Genomic DNA, 21,820 nt, shown 5'->3' on the forward strand with positions numbered 1-21,820 from the left:
TATGTTTAGTAGTAATAGTTAACACAGGTGCTTTTCTGTGGATAAGCACTAAAGCCTTATAAAAATCAAAGACTTGGAATCTGGATAAAGCCTGCATAAACGGTGTACTCGCTTAGGATAGTTCGGGGATAAAAACGCCGTCCTCTTTTTCCACAGGATTATCCACAAGCTATCCACCGTTTCTTCAGAGCTTTATGCACAGCATTTTTCCCTTATTGCCATGTTAATCTTGAACAGATTACAAGCAGGCTCATAAAACCTTCTCGAGGAAAGCAGATGACGACGACTGCCAAAATTAAGCATTACATCCATGGTCGCTTGGTTGATACCGAGGGTGGCAGACAACAGGATGTCTTCAACCCGGCTACTGGCAAAGTCAGTGCACAAGTGATTTTGGCTAGTGATGCTGACGTGCAGTCAGTCGTGGCAGCAGCAAAAGCAGCGGCACCTGCATGGGCTGATACCGCGCCGCTGAAACGTGCACGCATACTGTTCAAGTTCAAGGATTTGATCGAGAAGCACCATGATGACCTGGCTGCTGCTATCACTCGTGAACATGGCAAGGTGTTTTCAGACGCAAAGGGTGAGGTGACGCGTGGTCTGGAAGTTGTCGAGTTTGCCTGTGGCGTACCGCAGTTATTGAAAACCCAGTTCACTGACAATATCGGTGGCGGCATAGATAACTGGAATCTGCGCCAGCCTCTGGGTGTAACTGCTGGTATTACACCGTTTAACTTTCCTTTCATGGTGCCGATGTGGATGGCGCCGGTTGCCCTGGCGACAGGTAATACATTCATCCTTAAACCGTCTGAGCGCGATCCTTCACCTTCATTGATGGTAGCGGAGCTGCTACAGCAAGCGGGCCTGCCTGACGGCGTTTTTAACGTCTTGCAGGGCGATAAGCTGGCGGTAGATGGCTTGTTGCAACACCCGGATGTGAAGGCAGTGTCTTTTGTTGGTTCTACACCTATCGCCGAATATATCTACGCGTCCGGAGCTGCTCGTAAAGGTGGTAGTTATCCACTGCGTGTACAAGCCTTGGGCGGCGCTAAAAATCATTTGGTCGTAATGCCAGATGCCAACCTCGAACAAGCGGTCGATGCTTTGATAGGTGCGGCTTATGGTTCGGCAGGCGAGCGCTGTATGGCGATCTCGGTTGCCGTGACAGTCGGCGATGTGGCGGACAAACTGGTGGCTGCATTAATCCCTCGCGTTAAATCCCTGAAGGTAAAGAATGGCATGGAAGCCGATGCCGAAATGGGGCCAGTTGTCAGTGCGGCGCATAAGGCGAAGATAGAAGGCTATATCGATGCAGGCGTAAAAGCGGGTGCCAAATTACTGGTAGATGGTCGCGGTTTGAAAGTGGCTGGACATGAACAGGGATTCTTCCTGGGAGGTTGTCTGTTTGATCACGTCACACCGGAGATGACAATTTATCAAGAAGAGATATTTGGCCCGGTACTTTGTGTGGTGCGTGTACCTAACTTTGCGGCTGCTCTGGATTTGATTAATCGGCATGAGTTTGGCAATGGTGTGTCGCTATTCACCTCAGATGGGAATACTGCACGTGAATTTTCCCGGCGGGTCGAAGTGGGTATGGTCGGTATCAATGTACCTATTCCGGTACCTATGGCCTGGCACTCATTCGGTGGCTGGAAGCGATCGATGTTTGGCGATACCCATGCTTATGGCGAAGAAGGCCTGAAGTTTTATACCCGCTATAAATCCATCATGCAGCGCTGGCCAGAATCGATAGTCAAGGGAGCAGAGTTCGCGATGCCCACCACTAAATAAAAATGAAGTCTTGATGAGTAAGTGTCACCCCAGGAGACAGTAGGACGATGAGTTTGATGATGAATAATAATTAAGCAAGCTGAATCATCCATTGTCAGACGACTGTAAGTGCAGTCGGTGATGATGGTGTTAGTCCAACGCAACATCAACCTTACCGATAGAGACCATGGCAGAATCCGCAGGGAAGTACGATTACATCATCGTAGGAGCTGGCACGGCCGGCTGCGTATTGGCCAACCGACTGACACAGGATAAGGGCGTGTCGGTATTACTGATAGAAGCAGGGGCGAAGGACGACTATATCTGGGTACACATACCCGTTGGTTTTCGCCAGATGATAGGCAACCCGCGCACCGACTGGTGTTACCGCACACAGCCGGAAGCAGGCCTGAACGGACGTAGCCTGCTTTATTCCACGGGGAAAATCCTCGGCGGTTCTTCCTGTATTAACTCCATGATTTACCAGCGCGGGCAGTCGCAAGACTACGATAACTGGGCCGACCTGACCGGTGATATGAGCTGGCGCTGGGAACAGGTATTGCCGCTATTCCGCGCTACGGAAGATTACGAACAGGGGGCAGATAATTGGCATGGAGTAGGGGGCGATTGGCATATCGAAAAGCAAAAGACCCACTGGAAGATACTCGATGCTTTCCGCGAGGCAGCCGCCCAGAACGGGATACCAAAGATAGATGATTTCCATCGTGGCGAAGGATGCGCCTATTTCGACGTCAATCAAAAGAATGGTTTGCGCTGGAATACAGCAAAAGCATTCCTCCGGACAATCACCCGGCGCGGCAATCTGGAAATCATGACCGGATCACAAGTGCGTCGCCTGATCATAGAAGAAACCGATCAGGGTAAGGTATGTACCGGAGTGGAGTTTGTTGGTGGTGGCAAGGAGTGGACCGCTGATGTTTCACGTGAAACAATCCTGACCGCGGGTACATTCGGTAGTCCGCAAATATTGCAACGTTCGGGTATAGGTCCGGCGGACTTGCTGCAGGAACATGGAATCCGGGTTCTGCAGGATTTGCCAGGCGTCGGTGAAAATGTGCAGGATCATATGCCTTTACGCATGCGCTACAAAATCTCGGGCGCCAAATCATTGAATACTTCGGGTCGGGGTTATCTGGGTATGGCGGCGATGGGGCTCGAATATATCTTCAAGAAAAATGGCCTGGTATCAACAGTACCTTCACCCCTGGGTGCCATGGTGCGTTCAGATCCAGGGCAAGCCAGACCAAACTTGTCCTATCAGGTCCAGCCCTGGTCGCAGGCAGAAGTCGGGCCGGAGACAGATGCTTTCCCTGCCTTTACTGCCAATGTCAGCAACCTGAAGCCAACTTCCCGCGGCCAGGTGAGGATACTGGGTGCAGATATCTCTGCTGCTCCGGCGATAAGGATGAATTACCTGAGTACAGACGAAGACCGCAATATAGCTGCTGCAGCCATTCAATTGACGCGTAAAATTGTGGCTGCGCCAGCCTTGCAACCTTATGCACCGCAGGAAATCAAGCCGATATCCCATCAGGAAACAGACTTACATCAGCTTGCCATTGCTGGCAGCAACCCTGTTGGCAGCTGCAAAATGGGAGCTACTGGTGATCATCGGGCAGTGGTGGATAGTGAGTTAAAGGTGAGGGGAGTGGCCGGATTGCGGGTTGCGGATGCTTCCATCATGCCGGTGATTATTGCCGGCGATACCAGTGCGACTACCATCATGATTGCGGAAAAAGCTGCGCAATTGATGCGCGCTACAGGGAAAACTGGCGCATAAATATATGGTGGGTGCTGTCGCCACTCGGTCGACAGTTTATGAATCTTTGGATCAAGCATGACTGATTATGTGTTTCTGGCTGCGGCCGCATTTGTAGCCGGAATGATAGATGCGGTCGTCGGTGGTGGTGGCTTGATCCAGATTCCAGCCTTATTTTCTGCTTTTCCCAATGCTTCCATGGGTACCTTGTTGGGTACCAATAAGCTGGCCAGTGTCTGCGGTACCAGTGCTGCGGCGGTCGGATTTGCCCGTAAAGTGAAGCTGCAATGGAGTACGGCAGCACCTGCCGCGATGGCTGCTTTTGCCTTTGCTTTCATCGGTGCTTTTACTGTGACGCAGATTCCTTCTGAGTTCATGCGTAAATTGCTGCCTTTCATCCTGGTTGCAGTTGCCATCTATACCTATAGAAAGAAAGATTTCGGCAGCGTCCATGCCCCTATGCATATAGGTGGAAAAGAGAAGGGGATCGCTATCCTGGTGGGTGCCGGGATTGGCTTTTATGATGGATTCTTCGGCCCAGGTACGGGTAGCTTCCTGGTTTTCCTGTTTGTCCGTTTCTTTGGCTTTGACTTCCTGGGTGCATCGGCGGTGGCCAAGGTGGTCAATGTCGCCTGCAATATTGCCGCCATCCTCTGGTTTGGTTATAGCTCGGAATTATTGTGGAAGCTGGCAGCAGTGATGGCGATATGTAATGTGCTGGGATCCTTGTTGGGGATACGTCTGGCGATACGACATGGCAGTGGTTTCGTACGCAAGATATTCCTGATCGTGGTTTCCGCGCTGATTTTGAAAAGTATTTACGATGCCTTCCTTCGTTAGGGCAGTGTGCACCAGGGCAAATTTATGTTTCACGTGAAACAAAACGTGGCTTAATTTGCTGCTAAATTCGGCTTGCGGGGAAATTAAAGCAAAAAGACTTTATAATCTCGCCTCTGCTTAATGTAATACCTAAGGTCTTACATAAGGTCTCATCGAGGCGCACCATGATCTTTCCTACCAAATTTGATGTCATCGTAGTTGGCGGCGGCCATGCCGGAACGGAGGCCGCACTGGCTTCTGCACGCATGGGGCAAACAACGCTTTTGCTCACGCACAACATAGAAACCCTGGGGCAAATGTCCTGCAATCCATCCATCGGTGGTATCGGCAAAGGCCATCTGGTCAAGGAAGTCGATGCGATGGGTGGTGCGATGGCAATTGCTACTGATGAAGCGGGTATCCAGTTTCGCATCCTGAATTCGTCCAAAGGGCCAGCTGTCCGCGCTACCCGTGCGCAAGCCGACCGGATCCTGTACAAGCAGGCGATACGTTCACGCCTGGAAAACCAGCCTAACCTGTGGCTGTTCCAGCAAGCGGTCGATGATTTGCTGGTGGAAGGTGATCGCGTGGTTGGTGCGGTAACCCAGGTCGGCATCAAGTTCGAAGCCAGGGCAGTGGTACTGACTGCCGGCACCTTCCTCGACGGCAAGATACACGTAGGCCTGAATAATTATGCCGCTGGCCGTGCCGGTGATCCGCCAGCGATCTCCCTATCTGCACGTCTGAAGGAATTGAAGCTGCCGCAAGGTCGCTTGAAAACCGGTACCCCACCACGGATCGATGGCCGATCTATCGACTTCTCCGTGATGCTGGAACAACCGGGCGATCTGGATCCTATCCCGGTATTTTCGGCGATGGGTTCGGTTGCCATGCATCCCAAGCAAATGCCTTGCTGGATTACGCATACCAATGAAAAAACCCATGACCTGATCCGTAGCGGACTGGATCGTAGTCCTATGTACACCGGCGTGATCGAAGGGGTGGGGCCACGTTACTGTCCATCTATCGAAGACAAGATACATCGCTTCGCCGGCAAGGAGTCGCATCAGATCTTCCTCGAACCGGAAGGCCTGACGACCAATGAATTCTATCCAAACGGCATATCGACCAGCTTGCCGTTTGATATCCAGCTGGCACTGGTGCAATCGATGCGCGGCCTTGAGCATGCGCACATCCTGCGCCCGGGGTATGCAATTGAGTATGACTACTTTGATCCGCGCGGACTGAAATCGACGCTGGAAACCAAAGTGATCCAGGGCTTGTTCTTTGCCGGACAAATCAATGGTACTACCGGCTACGAAGAGGCTGCGGCACAAGGTATGTTGGCGGGTATCAATGCCGCCCTGCAAACGCAGGAGCGTGATGCCTGGACACCACGTCGCGACGAAGCTTACCTTGGCGTACTGGTCGATGATCTGATTACCAAGGGTGTACTGGAGCCTTACCGTATGTTTACCAGCCGTGCTGAGTATCGCCTCAGCTTGCGCGAAGACAATGCCGATATGCGCCTGACCGAGATCGGCCGCAAGCTTGGCTGCGTTGGCGATGCGCAATGGGCGGTGTTTGAAACCAAGCGCGAAGCGGTGGCACGGGAGTTGGAGCGCCTGCGTTCGACCTGGGTCAACCCCCGCGTTTTGGCTGCTGCTGAAGCTGAACGTGTGTTGGGTAAAGGGATAGAGCGTGAGTATGCGCTCGCTGACCTGCTCCGTCGTCCAAATGTTAGCTATGAAACCCTGATGAGCCTGAAGGGCGTGGAAGGGCAGGACTTAGCAGGTCCCGGCGTGAGCGAAGATGCTGTACGTGAGCAGGTCGAGATCCAGCTGAAGTATTCCGGTTACATCGATCGCCAGGCTAAAGAGGTCGAGCGTCATGATTACTACGAGAATCTGAAGCTGCCGCAAGAGTTCGATTACATGGAAGTCAAAGGCCTGTCCTTTGAGGTGCGCCAGAAGCTGTGCAAGCACAAACCGGAAACCTTGGGTCAGGCTTCGCGTATCTCCGGTGTGACACCGGCTGCGATTTCCCTGCTTTTGGTCCATCTGAAAAAAGGCGGTTTCAAGGAATTCGCTGCATTACCACCTACTTCTGAAGCTGCTGCATGAAGGCATTTGATCGTCCCGCATTAACCGTATTGCTGATCCAGGGCGCGCGCGATTTATCGCTGAACCTGAGTGAAGCGCAAATCACCAAGCTGATCGATTACCTGGCCTTGATGGCGAAATGGAATTCGGTCTACAACCTGACCGCGGTGCGTGATCCGGTGCAAATGGTGACCCAGCATTTGCTGGACTCATTGGCGGCGGTCTCTGCTTTCACTGGTGCGAAGAATGTTCTGGATGTCGGTGCGGGCGGTGGTTTGCCTGGCATCGTGTTGGCAATATGGGCGGCGGAAGCACAGCCTGATATGCGTATCTCGATGATAGATACCGTGCATAAAAAAACCGCCTTCCTCACGCAAGTAAAAGCAGAGCTCAACCTAAGTAATGTCAGCGTGCACACGGCACGCGTGGAACAATGGCAGGCACCGCAGAAATTTGATGTGATCACTTCACGTGCGTTTGCTGACTTATCCGATTTCGTCAATTGGTCGGAACATCTGTTGGCAGATGGCGGACAGTACATCGCACTTAAAGGCGTTGCACCGGATGGTGAAGTCGCGGGTTTGCCGTCAGGCTGGCAAGTCAGCGAAGTGCGTGCCTTGCAAGTACCGACTTTGCAGGCGGAACGTCATTTGGTTTTTATCAAAAGGACAGGGTCATGAAAAAGCTGCTGATCACTACCGCATTATTGGCTACATGCCTGACAGCACCATCATGGGCGCAGCAGGTGAGTACCGTCGTCAGTGTTGACCTGGCGCGCTACACCGGCAAGTGGTACGAGATCGCACGCTTTCCGAATCGCTTTCAGGATGACTGCATCGCGAATGTAAGCGCGCAATACGACAAGCGCACAGACGGTGATATCGATGTCACCAATCGTTGCCTGCAGGCTGGCGGCAAGATAGATGAAGCTGTCGGACGTGCACGTGTGGATGATACCGGCACTAATGCCAAACTGAAGGTGCGCTTTGCTCCTGACTGGCTGAGCTGGATTCCGTATGTCTGGGCTGACTACTGGATCATCGATCTGGATGCGGACTATACGCTGGCAGCGGTGGGTGGCCCCAGCCGTGATTACCTGTGGGTACTGTCACGGACACCGACGGTGCCGGAAGCTGCATATGAAGCATTGGTGAATCGCGTAACAGCACAAGGATTTGATACATCCAAGCTGGTTAAAACCCGGCAGGACAGTGCAGGCAAGTAAAGTAGATTGCAGCAGTACTTGAATAAAGTACTTGATTGATCCAGGAATGTTTGACCACTAACTAGAACGAGAATATGGCAAAAATATTTTGCGTTGCGAATCAAAAGGGCGGGGTCGGTAAGACCACCACAGCAGTGAATCTGGCAGCAGGGTTGGCGCAATTGAATCAGCGCGTATTGCTGGTGGATCTTGATCCGCAAGGTAATGCCACGATGGGTGCAGGGATCAACAAGGCAGAGTTGCAATCGTCTATCTACGAAGTATTGCTCGGTATGGCAGATGTTGCGACCGCGCGCGTGAGATCTGAAACCGGCAAGTTCGATGTATTGCCAGCCAATCGCGAACTCGCAGGTGCGGAAGTGGAAATGGTCGAGCTCGACAATCGCGAAAAGCGCCTGAAGGATGCGCTGGGCGTAGTTGATGCTGAATACGACTTCATGCTGATCGATTGCCCGCCGGCTTTGTCGATGCTGACACTTAATGGTTTGTGCGCAGCACATGGCGTCATCATTCCAATGCAGTGTGAATACTATGCACTCGAAGGTTTGTCTGACCTGGTCAACACTATCAAGAAAGTACATGCGAAGCTCAACACCGATTTGAAAATCATCGGTCTGCTGCGTGTGATGTTTGATCCGCGCATGACTTTATCGCAGCAAGTATCGTCGCAACTGGAACAGCATTTCGGCGACAAGGTATTCAAGACCATCATCCCGCGCAACGTGCGTCTGGCAGAAGCGCCATCGTATGGCATGCCGGGGATTAACTTCGATCCGTCTTCCAAGGGTGCGCAAGCCTACCTGGCCTTCGGTGCGGAAATGGTTGAGCGGATTAAAACGATTTAAATAGGATGCGGGTGAGGGCGCAACTGACGACTATCCGCAAACAATCAAAGAATGTGAGTCAGGAATTATGGTCACCAAAAAACAAAAAGGTTTGGGTCGCGGTCTCGAGGCATTGCTGGGCGGTGCTTCCGATTTTAATGAAGCGATTGCGGCGCTGCCTGGCGCGCCTTCGGTCTTGCAAGTCACCGATATGCAGGCCGGTAAGTACCAGCCACGTACCCGCATGGATGAGGGTGCGCTGAATGAACTGGCGGCATCGATCAAGGCGCAGGGTTTGTTGCAGGCGATCCTGGTGCGTCCGATTGCTTCGGGTAATGGTCGTCAACGTTATGAAATCATCGCCGGTGAACGCCGCTTCCGCGCTGCGCAACTGGCCGGCCTGACGGAAGTGCCTGTCCTGGTCAAGGAAGTTGACGACGAAGCGACGGCCGCGATGGCGCTGATTGAAAACATCCAGCGCGAAGATTTGAATCCACTTGAAGAAGCGCAAGGCATACATCGCCTGATCGCCGATTTCAATTTCACACACGAACAGGCGGCTAATTCGGTTGGCCGGTCGCGTAGTGCGGTATCCAACCTGTTGCGTTTGCTGAACTTGGCCAAGCCGGTGCAAACCATGTTGATGGCAGGTGATATCGATATGGGTCACGCACGCGCCTTGTTGGCAGTAGATGCCGCGTCGCAGATTACACTCGCCAATCAGGTGGTTGCCAAGCGCATGTCGGTCCGCGAGGCGGAAAAACTGGTGGTGCGCTCGACGCTGGAACAGAACGGCGCCAACAAACCGCGCAGCAACGGCAAGGAAAAATCCCGTGACATCACGCGCCTGGAAGAAGAGTTGTCAGATTTGCTCGCCAGCAAGGTTGAGATCAAGCTGGGTGCAAAAAACAAAGGTCAATTAACCGTCGATTTTGCTGACCTGGATGCGTTGGACGGCATTATTGCCAAGTTGCGCGTTACTGCCTGATCCCGCATGACCGTTTTGCTGTCCATTGCCAGCAAAACGGTGGCCTAATCTGTGTTTCCATCGGCCTGCGTATACGTTGTTCCGTTGCAACATCGCGTTAAATGTTTGTTAAACATCTAATTTCTGTTGCCGTATAGATAGAAGGCTGACGGAACTCAAACAATTCCATCCACAAGGCTTGATTTGCAACGGAGCTACGTGTTTTTCACATAGCAAACGTTTGACGGTGGCGAAGGAAAGCCCTTATAATCCCGTGGCTTCATGGAACGCACGACTTAGTTTGTATTCACTCCAGTCCGAGTAGCTCGATCGTGAGGGTCGCCAAAGGACTGCATCATTTGGACCAGTATGCTGCCCGTCGTCCTCCTGCAACTCGCGACAACGGTAATAGCCAGCATTATTGCCGGTTTGATTGCCGGAATGCCTGCGCTGTACTCGGCGTTGTTGGGAGGGTTGTGTTGCGTGGTGCCGAATGGTTTGTTTGCGCTACGTCTATTTTCCGCTGCGCAAAAATCCGAATCCGTTAATCCGATGACTTTTTTCATCGGAGAATTTATCAAGATTGCATTGACGATCGCTTTGTTGGGTGCGGTTGTCTGGTTGTACCGCGATTTGAATTTGCTGGCGCTAGTCGCCGCGTTCGTCGTGGCACTGAAGAGTTACATAATCTTATTATTTAGGCATTAACATGGCGACTGATCACGCAGCACCGACGGCTTCCGAGTATATCGTCCACCATCTCGGACATTTTTCTACCAAGCACCAAGACAAGATTGTCGATTTTTCGATCATCAATATGGACACGGTTTTCTGGTCCGTACTTGCAGGTGTACTTGGTTGTTTATTTATGTACCTGGCAGCTCGCAAAGCAACTTCCGGCGTACCAGGTCGTTTCCAGGCTGCAGTTGAAATGATCGTTGAAATGGTCGACAACCAGGCCAAATCAATCGTTCACGGCGACCGTACTTTCATCGCTCCATTGGCACTGACCGTATTTGTCTGGGTCGCGCTGATGAACTCGCTGGATTTCCTGCCAGTCGACATGTTCTCCGCATTCTTCCACGCTGTCGGTCTCGACGGTCTGATCACACATCATCGCGCAGTTCCTACTGCTGACCTGAACGGCACCATGGGTATCGCACTCGGCGTCTTCGCTTTGATGATCTACTACAGCTTCAAAATCAAAGGCTTCGGTGGCTTCATCCACGAACTCTTCGCCGCACCGTTTGGTATCTGGCTCGCGCCGTTCAACCTCTTGTTGAACATCATTGAATTCGCAGCAAAAACCGTCTCCCTGGCGATGCGGTTGTTCGGCAATATGTACGCCGGCGAACTGTTATTCCTGTTGATTGCATTGCTGGGTTCGACCGCTACCGCGTTCGGTTTCTTGGGTCATGTGGTAGCAGGTAGTTTGTGGGCAATCTTCCACATCCTGATCGTCTTCTTGCAGGCGTTCATTTTCATGATGCTGACACTGGTGTACATCGGCCAGGCTCATGAAGCGCATTAACTGAATTGAAGAAATAAGCTTTTTGGTTTTTTGATTTAACTTTTTGATTTAACTTTAACTTTGAAGGAATTGTTATGACTGACCTCTCATTTGTTGCACTGGCTTGTGGTTTGATTATTGGTCTGGGCGCGATCGGCGCTTGTATCGGTATCGCTATCATGGGTGGCAAATACCTTGAGGCATCTGCTCGTCAACCAGAATTGATGAACACATTGCAAACCAAAATGTTCCTGTTGGCTGGTCTGATCGATGCTGCGTTCCTGATTGGTGTTGGTATCGCTATGTTGTTCGCATTCGCAAACCCGTTCATCGCTAAGTAATTCGGTAGTTTTACCGGTTCTCACGCTGAAGATATTTTCGGCACACGATACTTAGAGAAGGAATTACCATGAACTTAAATGCAACTTTGATTGCGCAGTTCGTGGTCTTCTTCATCCTGGCAGGCTTCACGATGAAATTCGTGTGGCCGCCACTGATGAATGCGCTCGATGAGCGCGCCAAGAAGATCGCGGATGGTTTGGCAGCAGCCGAACGTGGCAAGTCTGATTTGGCTGTCGCTGAAAAGCGCGCCCAGGCAGAACTCGCTTCCGCGCAAGAAGCAGGTCAAAAGCGTATCAGCGATGCTGAGAAGCGCGGACTGAGCATTATTGAAGAAGCCAAGAAAACTGCAGCTGAAGAAGCCGCACGCATCCTGGCCGCAGCTAAAGCAGATGCAGATCAGCAAGCAACCCAGGTACGTGAAGCATTGCGTGACCAGGTCGCTACCCTGGCAGTTAAGGGCGCTGAGCAAATCCTGAAGCGCGAAGTCAATGCTGCTGTTCACGCCGATCTGTTGAACCAACTGAAAGCCGAGCTGTAATCATGGCCGAACTCGCAACGATTGCCCGTCCTTACGCCGAAGCTCTGTTCCGTGTGGCGAAAGCTGCCGATCTGAACGGCTGGTCTGATCTGGTCTCCGAAATGTCCCAGGTTGCTGCGAATCCCGATGTCTATGCATTGGCGCACAACCCAAAGGCAACGGATGAACTGATCGCTAGTGCATTCATTTCGGCGCTCAAATCGCCGGTTGGCGCTGAAGCGAAAAACTTCATCAACATGCTGGTGCAAAACGACCGCTTGACGCTGTTGCCGGAAATCGCGACTCAGTTCCACGCATTGAAAAATGCGCAAGAAGGCGCAGCTGACGCAGAAATCGTCAGCGCGTTTGAACTGTCGTCCGCGCAGTTGACCGAATTGGTCGCAACGCTGGAAAAGAAATTCGGCCGCAAGCTCAACCCGACAGTCGCCGTTGATGGCGCATTGATCGGTGGTGTGCGCGTCGTTGTCGGTGATGAAGTGCTCGACACCTCGGTGCGCGCGAAACTGCAACAGATGCAAGTTGCGTTGACTGCGTAATCGTCGCCGGGCCCCTAGCCTAAGCTACAGAGAAAAATTTTAGGAGTTTATATGCAACTCAACCCGTCTGAAATCAGCGAACTGATCAAGAGCCGGATTCAAGGGCTTAGCGACAGCGCTGAGATTCGCAATCAAGGCACGGTCATTTCCGTGTCCGACGGTATCTGCCGCATCCACGGTCTGTCCGACGTTATGCAAGGCGAGATGCTGGAGTTCCCAGGCAACACGTTCGGCCTCGCGCTGAACTTGGAGCGTGACTCCGTCGGTGCCGTTATCTTGGGTGAATACGAACACATTTCCGAAGGCGATACAGTTAAATGTACCGGTCGCATTCTGGAAGTACCGATTGGTCCTGAACTGCGTGGCCGTGTGGTCAACGCTTTGGGTCAACCGATCGACGGTAAAGGTCCGATCACTACCAAGCTGACCACCCCTATCGAAAAAATCGCTCCAGGCGTTATCGCACGTCAATCCGTTGATCAACCGATGCAAACCGGTATCAAGGCTATTGACGCGATGGTGCCTATCGGCCGCGGCCAACGTGAATTGATCATTGGCGATCGTCAAACTGGTAAAACAGCTGTTGCGATCGATGCCATCATCAATCAAAAAGGTCAGAACGTAACATGTATCTATGTTGCGATCGGTCAAAAAGCTTCTTCGATCAAAAACATCGTGCGTTCGCTCGAACAGCACGGCGCAATGGAATACACGATCGTGGTTGCTGCAACCGCATCTGAATCCTCTGCAATGCAATTCGTATCGGCATACTCCGGCTGCGCAATGGGCGAATACTTCCGCGACCGCGGTGAAGATGCGCTGATCGTGTATGACGATTTGTCGAAACAAGCTGTTGCGTACCGTCAGGTTTCCCTGCTGTTGCGCCGTCCACCAGGCCGCGAAGCGTTCCCTGGCGACGTGTTCTATCTCCACAGCCGTTTGCTGGAACGTGCAGCACGTGTTAACGCTGACTACGTTGAAGCGTTCACCAAAGGTGAAGTTAAAGGTAAAACCGGTTCGTTGACAGCATTGCCTATCATCGAAACACAAGCAGGCGACGTTTCCGCATTCGTTCCAACCAACGTAATTTCGATTACTGACGGTCAGATCTTCCTGGAAACATCGTTGTTCAACTCGGGCGTACGTCCAGCGATTAACGCTGGTATCTCGGTCTCCCGCGTTGGTGGTGCAGCTCAAACTAAAGTCATCAAGGGCTTGTCCGGCGGTATCCGTACCGACTTGGCGCAATACCGTGAATTGGCAGCGTTTGCACAGTTTGCTTCCGACCTCGATGCTTCGACACGTAAACAACTGGACCGCGGTGCACGCGTTACAGAATTGTTGAAACAAGCTCAGTACGCTCCATTGTCGATCTCGTTGATGGCGGTTTCGCTGTTCGCGGTCAACAAAGGCTACTTCGATGACCTCGAAGTTAAACGTGTATTGGCGTTTGAATCGGGTCTGCACGGTTTCATGAAGTCCAGCCACGCAGCATTGCTGCAAAAAATCGAAGACACCAAAAAGCTCGAGAAAGACGACGAAGCTGCTTTGGCTGCTGCGATTGCTGATTTCAAAAAATCGTTCTGATTCTGGGGCTATAAGGAGTAACAACTCATGGCTTCAGGCAAAGAGATACGTGGCAAGATCAAGAGCGTAGAAAATACGAAGAAGATCACCAAGGCGATGGAAATGGTCGCTGCATCCAAAATGCGTAAAGCGCAAGACCGGATGCACGCGGCACGTCCTTACAGCGACAAGATTCGCAATATCGCTGCGAATCTGTCGCAAGCCAATCCGGAATATACGCATCCGTTTCTGGTGAAGTCGGATGCGTCGAAGACGGTCGGTTTCATCATCGTAACGACTGACAAGGGTTTGTGCGGCGGTATGAACACAAACTCCTTGCGTGTTGTGACGACCAAGCTGCGCGAATTGGAAGCAGAAGGCAAGAAAGTCGAAGCAGTTGCAATCGGTAACAAAGGTTTGGGCTTCCTGAATCGTATCGGCGCGCGTGTCGTGTCGCATGCGGTGCAAATCGGTGACACCCCGCATCTGGACAAGTTGATTGGTCCGGTCAAGGTGATGCTGGATGCATATCAGGACGGCAAGCTGGACGCTGTTTATATCGTCTACACCAAATTTATCAACACGATGAAACAAGAGCCAATGATGGAGCAATTGCTGCCATTGGCGACTGAAAAGCTGAAGGCAGATGAAGATTCGCTGGCATGGGATTACATCTACGAACCTGATGCACAAACCGTGATCGATGAATTATTGGTGCGTTACGTTGAAGCGCTGATTTTCCAGGCTGTTGCAGAAAACCTCGCGTCCGAGCAATCGGCACGTATGGTCGCGATGAAATCGGCAAGCGACAACGCCGGTAGCGTGATTAGCGAATTGAAGCTGGTCTATAACAAGACGCGTCAAGCAGCGATTACGAAAGAACTTTCCGAGATCGTCGCCGGTGCGGCTGCGGTTTAATTCGATTGCTGGACAGCGTAGTAATGCGCTGTCCTCAACAACCAGATTTTAAATTTTTATATTGAAGGAACGAAAATGGCTGATGGCAAAATCGTTCAGTGTATCGGCGCGGTGGTGGACGTTGAATTTCCCCGCAATGCGATGCCTAAGATTTACGATGCCTTGAAGATGGCAGGTTCCGAACTGACGCTGGAAGTTCAGCAACAGTTGGGTGACGGTATTGTTCGTACCATTGCGCTCGGTACATCCGACGGTTTGCGTCGCGGCATGATCATCCAAAACACCGGCAATCCAATCACAGTACCAGTCGGTACGGCCACACTGGGTCGTATTATGGACGTGTTGGGTAACCCTATCGACGAATGCGGTCCTGTGAGCCATGAGCGCACAGCATCGATTCACCGTAAAGCGCCTGCGTACGACGAACTGTCGCCATCGCAAGATTTGCTCGAAACAGGTATCAAGGTTATTGACTTGGTTTGCCCGTTCGCAAAAGGCGGTAAAGTCGGTCTGTTCGGTGGTGCGGGTGTTGGTAAAACCGTGAACATGATGGAACTGATTAACAACATCGCTAAAGCACACAGCGGCTTGTCCGTGTTTGCTGGTGTTGGTGAACGTACTCGTGAAGGTAATGACTTCTACCACGAGATGGCTGACGCGAAAGTAGTTGACCTGGAAAACCCAGCCAACTCGAAAGTAGCGATGGTCTACGGTCAGATGAATGAACCACCAGGTAACCGTCTGCGCGTTGCGTTGACCGGTTTGACCATGGCTGAAGCATTCCGTGACGAAGGTAAAGACGTGTTGTTCTTCGTCGATAACATCTATCGTTTCACACTGGCTGGTACCGAAGTTTCCGCGTTGCTGGGTCGTATGCCTTCCGCTGTGGGTTATCAACCTACACTGGCTGAAGAAATGGGCCGTCTGCAAGAGCGTATTACATCGACCAAAGTTGGTTCGATCACATCGATCCAGGCCGTCTACGTTCCAGCGGATGACTTGACCGATCCATCGCCTGCAACCACCTTTGCTCACTTGGATTCCACCGTCGTTCTGTCGCGTGACATCGCTTCGCTCGGTATCTACCCAGCGGTTGATCCACTCGATTCGACATCGCGTCAATTGGATCCACTGGTCGTTGGTCAAGATCACTACGAAACAGCACGCGCTGTTCAAGGTACTCTGCAACGCTACAAAGAATTGCGCGACATTATCGCGATTCTGGGTATGGACGAACTGGCACCAGAAGACAAACTGCTGGTCGCACGTGCTCGTAAGATGCAACGTTTCCTGTCGCAGCCATTCCACGTTGCTGAAGTCTTTACCGGCGCGCCTGGTAAATACGTTTCGCTGAAAGATACGATCAAGGGCTTCAAAATGATCGCATCGGGCGAACTCGATCACCTGCCAGAACAAGCGTTCTACATGGTAGGTACCATCGAAGAAGCAATCGAAAAAGCGAAAAAACTCAACTAATCGTTGAGCAGCTGACACGCCGCGTAACAGCGGTGTGTTAGCTGCAAGTTCGTATCGATCCTGTATCGATCTTTGAACGAATGAATAAGGTTCTAACATGGCACATACAATGCGCGTAGACGTGGTCTCAGCCGAAGAAGAAATCTTCTCCGGCGAGGCAGAATTTGTCGCGCTGCCGGGTGAATCGGGCGAGCTCGGGATTTTGCCGGGACATACGCCTTTGATTACACGCATCCGACCAGGTGCGGTACGCATCAAGGTTACAGGCCAGGCTGAAGATGAATTTGTCTTCGTTGCAGGCGGTATCCTGGAAGTACAACCGCATGTAGTTACGGTTTTGGCTGACACCGCGATCCGTGGTGGCGACCTGGATGAAGCGAAGGCAGCGGAAGCTAAACAATTGGCCGAAGAAGCACTGGTCAATAAAGAATCGAAAATCGACTACGCACAAGCACAGGCCGAATTGGCCAGCGCAATTGCACAGTTGGCGGCTATTCAAAGATTGCGTCAAAAACGCTAATCGGCAAATCCCGCATACAATAAAGGGCAGCTCAGGCTGCCCTTTTTGTTTTTGGAAAAAGAATCTATGAATAATGATCTCCAGATAGCGGACAAAATTCTCGCCGAATCACGCGTCATCGCAGTGGTAGGTATCTCACCGAAGCCGGATCGCCCTAGCCATTACGTTGCAGAATATTTACAGAAACATGGTTACCGCATCATTCCGGTCAATCCGGTCAGTGCAGGCACACATATCCTCGGTGAACACTGCTATGCGACACTGACGCAGGCAGCTGCAGCATTGGCTGAGCAGCAGATCCGTATTGACCTGGTAGATGTGTTCCGCAAGTCTGAATTGGTGGAGCCCATTGCAGATGAGGCTATTGCAATCAAAGCCAGGGCGTTCTGGCTGCAGATGGGCATCATTAATGAAGCGGCGACCGACAAAGCGCGCGCAGCCGGGCTGGACGTGGTAGCAGACCGCTGTACCAAAGTTGATCACGCCAGATGGCGTGCCGAACAGGCCAACAGGGGCTGAGCATGGCGAGTACAGAGCAAACATTCCGGGCGGATAAAAAACTCAAGCTGACAGAAGCAAAAGCCGGTGAGAAGCCGCTCTCCAGTGGCGATAAGGAAAAGGACAAGCTACTGGTCGAACAGCAGGCCTTGCAGATCGCAGAGCTGCAGGAAGTCTTATATGCGGAACGCAAACACAAGATACTCATCGTGCTGCAAGGCATGGATACTTCGGGCAAGGACGGTACGGTACGAGGTGTGTTCGGCAAGATCGATCCCTTAGGCGTGGCGAGTATCGCTTTCAAGGCACCGAGCACGGAAGAAAAAGCACACGACTTCCTATGGCGTATCCACAAACAGGTGCCGGCTTTCGGTGAATTTACCATCTTCAATCGCAGCCACTACGAAGACGTATTGATTACACGTGTACACGACTGGATAGATGACAAGGAATGCAAGCGACGTTATCAACACATCCGCGACTTTGAACGTATGCTGGCAGAGACCGGCACGCTGGTGCTGAAATTCTTCCTGCATATTTCCAAGGAAGAGCAAAAGCAGCGGCTGGAAGAACGTATAGCTGATCCAAACAAGCACTGGAAGTTTGATCCTGCCGATCTGGAAGAGCGTAAAAGTTGGGACGCATATCAGAACCAGTACGAAGAAGTCATACGCGAAACTGATGCGGATCATGCACCCTGGTATGTGGTGCCGGCAGATTCCAAGACACATCGTAATCTGGTCATCAGCAGCATCGTGCTGGAGAAACTGAATAAATTGAAACCGGAATTTCCGCCGGGGAATCCTGCGTTTTCAAAGTTGAAAGTAATTTGAAGCGGGTGGCGCAAAGTAGTCGCTTTGCGCCACCAAAAAAGCAACAATGCGGCATATATGCGTTGACCCTTAAAACGCGAATCATTATCATTATCTGACCAGACAAATCGGTCTGATTTGTCCCTGTCCCCGCCAGCCATTCTCTCCACGCCGACTACGTCGCGCTGTCAGAAGATCAGCCAGTGCGCACTAATCAAAACGGAGAAAGTCCCATGGCGAATGTTCAAAGCCGCAATTCAATATCGCTATGCAAGCTGAAATGTTCCGCTGCAGTTTCTGTCGCCATGATGGCGTTCCCGCTTTTGTCTCATGCACAACAAGCGGCGAATCAGGCAGACGAGCCAACCACGCTGGAAGCGATCCAGGTAAGTGGTGATTTGCTCGGGACAGGTTTGCAAAACAGCGTAAAACGCTACGCAGGTGCGCGCACGGTAGTTAAAAAGGAAGAGATAGAAAATTCTGGGGCTGCCAGCATTAGTGACGTGATGCGCCGCATACCTGGTGTCCAAAGTACCGATAACTCCGGCAGTGCGGGTAGTGCGGTTTCTCTTAATATTGGCGTGCGTGGTCTGGCTGGTCGGTACTCACCGCGTTCTACGGTCTTGCTTGATGGTATTCCTATGGCGGTTGCACCTTATGGCCAACCGCAGTTGTCGTTTGCACCAGTGAGTTTGAACAATATTGAATCGATAGATGTTGTGCGTGGTGGCGGTGCCGTACGTTACGGGCCGCAAAACGTCGGTGGCATCATCAATTTCAAAACTCGTTCAATCCCGACGGGGAGCGAAGCTGTTGGAGATGTATCTGTACGTCAGAATGACTATAGCAAGGGCGGAAGCAATACTCAGTACAGTGCATTTGCGGGCAAGCAACTGGAAAATGGTTTGGGCTTTGCGGTGTTGTACTCGGGCATGAGTGGAAGCGATTGGCGTGTGGGTAGCGATGAAAAGGTCAATGATATCGCCTTGAAGTTCCGTTATGAACTGAGCCCTACCTCAGAAATCTACGGTAAATTTTCCTATTACGACGTTACTTCCAGAACGCCGGGTGGTTTGACGACTGCTCAGTACAACGCGAATCCATTCCAGAATACGCGCCCTACGGATTTCTGGAGTGGAGATCGTACCGCTTTCGATATTGGCTATATCAATACTATTTCCGACACCCAGGAATTTGAGATTCGAACTTACTACAATGAAAGCAATCGCCAGAGCACGCTATTCAACAATACGAACAAAACGGATATCGATCATCAGCCGCGTAGCTATCAAACATTGGGTATAGAACCGCGTTATACGCAGCGTTTTACTATCGGTAACACTACAAATGATATGACTGTCGGTTATCGCTACATACGTGAGCGTGGTGATGACAACAAGTTTAGTGAAAAAATTGCGACAGGTATTGCGACTGCGCAGACAACAGTCGATAACTCGACAGATGCACACGCGATATATATAGATGACAAGATCGCTTTCGGTGCCTGGCGGATTACACCAGGGATTCGTTTTGAGCGGATTAAATCGGTGAGTAGCGATCGTACGACAGGCAAGAGCCCAGAAATCAAAAACAACGAGCCGTTACCATCGTTGAACATTGCTTATCTTCTAACCCAAGATATAACCTTGTTCGCTAACTATGGAACTTCATTTGGAACTATTCAGAATTTCCAGTTGGCGGCACCTGTGGCACCGACAACGCCGTTGAAGCCAGAATTGGCCAGGACAACAGAAGCGGGTATGCGGTGGCAAAACAAAAGTTTTTCGGCTGAGCTGACGGCATTTAATATTCGCTTTGACAATCAAATTCAGTCCGTTGGGAGTGGCACGTCATTGTCCTACTACAACTTAGGAAAAACTACGCACAATGGCATCGAAACTGCGTTTGACTACACCTTTGATAAAGCAGGGCCTTTTGCAGGACTGAACGCCTACTTTAACTATACATATACTCGCGCTACGTTAGAGTCGGGTATAACCGCAGGTAATGATGTGCCATTCTATGCACGTAATACCGATACAGTTGGCGTACGCTATAACGTTGGGAATTGGGGCCTGAACCTTTCAAGTACACACCAAGGTAAGCAATTTGCCGATGAAAAAAATACTGTTGCTGAAAGTATTGATGGTAGCAATGGCGTCATTCCAGGGTTCCGCTTGTGGAATGCACAGGTCAACTGGAAAGTACCGAATCAAAAAGGATTGGAAATTCTTGGCGGGGTTAACAATCTGACAGACGAACGTTACTTTACCCGTACTACCGACGGCAATAGAGGGAAGTTGGTTGGCGCACCACGCATGATCTACTTACAAGCGCGTTTGGCATTTTGATGAATGCTCTTTTATCGCAAGCCCTTTAACAAACGGCCGGTCTCACTGACCGGCCTTGTCATTTATATGCTCACTTCTTTTCCTTCACAGCCAACTACCACCCGCGTTGTTAACATGCGTCGCATATGGGTAAAAACCCATCGCTGGGTAGCGCTTAGTGTCGGTTGGATATTGTCGTTGGTAGGTTTGCTGGGTGCGATACTTATACTCGCGCAGCCGCTCGACAAGTGGATGCATCCAGAACTCTTTAAAGCCGAGGTTGCGACCAGTGCCGCGGCAGCGAATACCGTGCCGGTGACTCTGGAAGAAATACGCAAGCAATTGATCAGCGAGTTCGGCAACAAGAGTAATTTCACCCTGCGTCCACCGCGCGTAGCCGGCGATACTTACTGGGTAATCGTGCGTGGTGAGCCTTGGAGCGGGACCGTGTATCTGAATCCCACAACTGGCCGTGAACAAGGCAGGCGTGGTGAGTACGATGGATTTGTAAACTTCACTTTCAAGCTGCATAGCGCTTTGCTGTTAAAGGATACGGGTAAAGCGATCCTGGCCTGGATTTCACTCGCGTACCTGATCCTCTTAATCAGCGGTTTGATATTGTGGTGGCCGAAGCGATGGCCGCCGTCATTGAAAATCGAACTGGGCAAAGGCTTGTTGCGCGGCTTGTTCGATATGCATCGCATAGGTGGTGCCGTACTTGGTTTATTGATAGCCGTCTCGGTTGCTACTGGTGCGTATATGGCGTGGCGTCCGTTGGGACAGTTTGTTACTACGCTGAGCGGTAGTGATGCGATCAAGCCACCTGTGCTGTCGAAAGAAGAGGCAGCGAAACCGGCGATAGTCACGCTGGATCAGTTAGTCGCTCGCGGACATGCAGTGTTTCCGACGGATCCGATTACTTACGTACAGCTATCGGCCAAACCTAATCAGCCGGTGCGCCTGCGCTTGCTCCTGGCAGACGATCCGCATCCCAATGGTTTGACATCTGTTTACCTGCATCCCAAAACCGGGGAAGTGCTGGCCGCGTATCGCTGGGATCAACTTGATCCCGGCGCGCGGGCGTTCTCTTTTGTGTATCCATTGCATACCGGTGAACTGGGTGGCATCGCTTTGGAGGCGCTGACCTTTCTGAGCGGGCTGGCTTTGGGCATGCTTGGTATTACTGGAATCTGGTTGTGGTGGCGTCGACGCCCGTAAGCAACATTCTTAACGGTTTCTTAACCGTCATTTGCAACAAAAAATAATAAATCCAGAAGAATCCGC

General features: G+C 51.4%; 21 protein-coding genes. All 21 read left to right on the forward strand.

The window, feature by feature from the left end; all coding sequences use genetic code 11:
• Positions 1-276 precede the first annotated feature (276 nt).
• The 21 genes from IXC47_RS09160 to IXC47_RS09260 all read left to right on the forward strand — a co-directional run bounded on the left by IXC47_RS09160 (position 277) and on the right by IXC47_RS09260 (position 21,754).
• Positions 277-1,794: a CoA-acylating methylmalonate-semialdehyde dehydrogenase gene (locus IXC47_RS09160; RefSeq protein ID WP_195875407.1), complete on the forward strand. Its 1,518-nt coding sequence runs from the start codon at positions 277-279 to the stop codon at positions 1,792-1,794.
• 166 nt (positions 1,795-1,960) lie between these two features.
• The gene (locus tag IXC47_RS09165) at positions 1,961-3,574 is read left to right on the forward strand and encodes a GMC family oxidoreductase (protein WP_195875408.1); all 1,614 of its coding nucleotides are present in this window, start codon (positions 1,961-1,963) and stop codon (positions 3,572-3,574) included.
• A gap of 57 nt (positions 3,575-3,631) precedes the next feature.
• Positions 3,632-4,393, forward strand: coding sequence for a sulfite exporter TauE/SafE family protein (locus tag IXC47_RS09170; protein ID WP_195875409.1), 762 nt, complete (start codon positions 3,632-3,634; stop codon positions 4,391-4,393).
• A gap of 164 nt (positions 4,394-4,557) precedes the next feature.
• Positions 4,558-6,495, forward strand: a complete 1,938-nt coding sequence (mnmG, locus tag IXC47_RS09175) for a tRNA uridine-5-carboxymethylaminomethyl(34) synthesis enzyme MnmG (protein ID WP_195875410.1) — start codon at positions 4,558-4,560, stop codon at positions 6,493-6,495.
• Positions 6,492-7,154, forward strand: a complete 663-nt coding sequence (rsmG, locus tag IXC47_RS09180) for a 16S rRNA (guanine(527)-N(7))-methyltransferase RsmG (RefSeq protein WP_195875411.1) — start codon at positions 6,492-6,494, stop codon at positions 7,152-7,154. Before mnmG ends, rsmG begins: the two co-directional genes overlap by 4 nt.
• A complete protein-coding gene (locus IXC47_RS09185; protein WP_195875412.1) occupies positions 7,151-7,699 on the forward strand; it encodes a lipocalin family protein in 549 nt (182 codons plus the stop codon). The genes rsmG and IXC47_RS09185 overlap by 4 nt, the downstream gene beginning before the upstream one ends.
• Before the next feature lie 74 nt (positions 7,700-7,773).
• A complete protein-coding gene (locus IXC47_RS09190; RefSeq protein WP_195875413.1) occupies positions 7,774-8,544 on the forward strand; it encodes a ParA family protein in 771 nt (256 codons plus the stop codon).
• Between the two features lie 67 nt (positions 8,545-8,611).
• The gene (locus IXC47_RS09195; protein ID WP_195875414.1) at positions 8,612-9,511 is read left to right on the forward strand and encodes a ParB/RepB/Spo0J family partition protein; all 900 of its coding nucleotides are present in this window, start codon (positions 8,612-8,614) and stop codon (positions 9,509-9,511) included.
• A gap of 348 nt (positions 9,512-9,859) precedes the next feature.
• The gene (locus IXC47_RS09200; RefSeq protein WP_012081469.1) at positions 9,860-10,198 is read left to right on the forward strand and encodes an ATP synthase subunit I; all 339 of its coding nucleotides are present in this window, start codon (positions 9,860-9,862) and stop codon (positions 10,196-10,198) included.
• Position 10,199: 1 nt separating this feature from the next.
• Entirely contained in the window at positions 10,200-11,021 is an 822-nt protein-coding gene (atpB, locus tag IXC47_RS09205) for a F0F1 ATP synthase subunit A (RefSeq protein WP_195875415.1), read from the forward strand.
• A gap of 74 nt (positions 11,022-11,095) precedes the next feature.
• Complete coding sequence (gene atpE / locus IXC47_RS09210; protein ID WP_011872763.1) at positions 11,096-11,341, forward strand: F0F1 ATP synthase subunit C; 246 nt, start codon at positions 11,096-11,098, stop codon at positions 11,339-11,341.
• Positions 11,342-11,409: 68 nt separating this feature from the next.
• Entirely contained in the window at positions 11,410-11,880 is a 471-nt protein-coding gene (locus tag IXC47_RS09215) for a F0F1 ATP synthase subunit B (RefSeq protein ID WP_175624460.1), read from the forward strand.
• A gap of 2 nt (positions 11,881-11,882) precedes the next feature.
• A complete protein-coding gene (locus IXC47_RS09220) occupies positions 11,883-12,416 on the forward strand; it encodes a F0F1 ATP synthase subunit delta (protein WP_195875416.1) in 534 nt (177 codons plus the stop codon).
• 51 nt (positions 12,417-12,467) lie between these two features.
• Positions 12,468-14,003 (forward strand): F0F1 ATP synthase subunit alpha, encoded by a 1,536-nt coding sequence (gene atpA, locus IXC47_RS09225; protein ID WP_195875417.1) that lies wholly within the window; start codon positions 12,468-12,470, stop codon positions 14,001-14,003.
• A gap of 27 nt (positions 14,004-14,030) precedes the next feature.
• A complete protein-coding gene (gene atpG / locus IXC47_RS09230) occupies positions 14,031-14,900 on the forward strand; it encodes a F0F1 ATP synthase subunit gamma (RefSeq protein ID WP_195875418.1) in 870 nt (289 codons plus the stop codon).
• 75 nt (positions 14,901-14,975) lie between these two features.
• Entirely contained in the window at positions 14,976-16,376 is a 1,401-nt protein-coding gene (atpD, locus tag IXC47_RS09235) for a F0F1 ATP synthase subunit beta (RefSeq protein WP_195875419.1), read from the forward strand.
• Between the two features lie 97 nt (positions 16,377-16,473).
• Entirely contained in the window at positions 16,474-16,896 is a 423-nt protein-coding gene (locus IXC47_RS09240; RefSeq protein ID WP_012081462.1) for a F0F1 ATP synthase subunit epsilon, read from the forward strand.
• 66 nt (positions 16,897-16,962) lie between these two features.
• Positions 16,963-17,415, forward strand: a complete 453-nt coding sequence (locus IXC47_RS09245) for a CoA-binding protein (RefSeq protein ID WP_195875420.1) — start codon at positions 16,963-16,965, stop codon at positions 17,413-17,415.
• A 2-nt stretch (positions 17,416-17,417) separates the two neighbouring features.
• The gene (locus IXC47_RS09250) at positions 17,418-18,227 is read left to right on the forward strand and encodes a polyphosphate kinase 2 family protein (protein WP_195875421.1); all 810 of its coding nucleotides are present in this window, start codon (positions 17,418-17,420) and stop codon (positions 18,225-18,227) included.
• A gap of 212 nt (positions 18,228-18,439) precedes the next feature.
• On the forward strand, positions 18,440-20,557 hold the full coding sequence (locus IXC47_RS09255) for a TonB-dependent receptor family protein (RefSeq protein WP_195875422.1): 2,118 nt from the start codon (positions 18,440-18,442) through the stop codon (positions 20,555-20,557).
• A 114-nt stretch (positions 20,558-20,671) separates the two neighbouring features.
• Positions 20,672-21,754, forward strand: coding sequence for a PepSY-associated TM helix domain-containing protein (locus IXC47_RS09260; protein ID WP_230089479.1), 1,083 nt, complete (start codon positions 20,672-20,674; stop codon positions 21,752-21,754).
• Positions 21,755-21,820: the final 66 nt, after the last annotated feature.

Origin of the sequence: Herminiimonas contaminans (assembly GCF_015645465.1) — a bacterium.
Lineage (GTDB): Bacteria > Pseudomonadota > Gammaproteobacteria > Burkholderiales > Burkholderiaceae_D > Oxalicibacterium > Oxalicibacterium contaminans.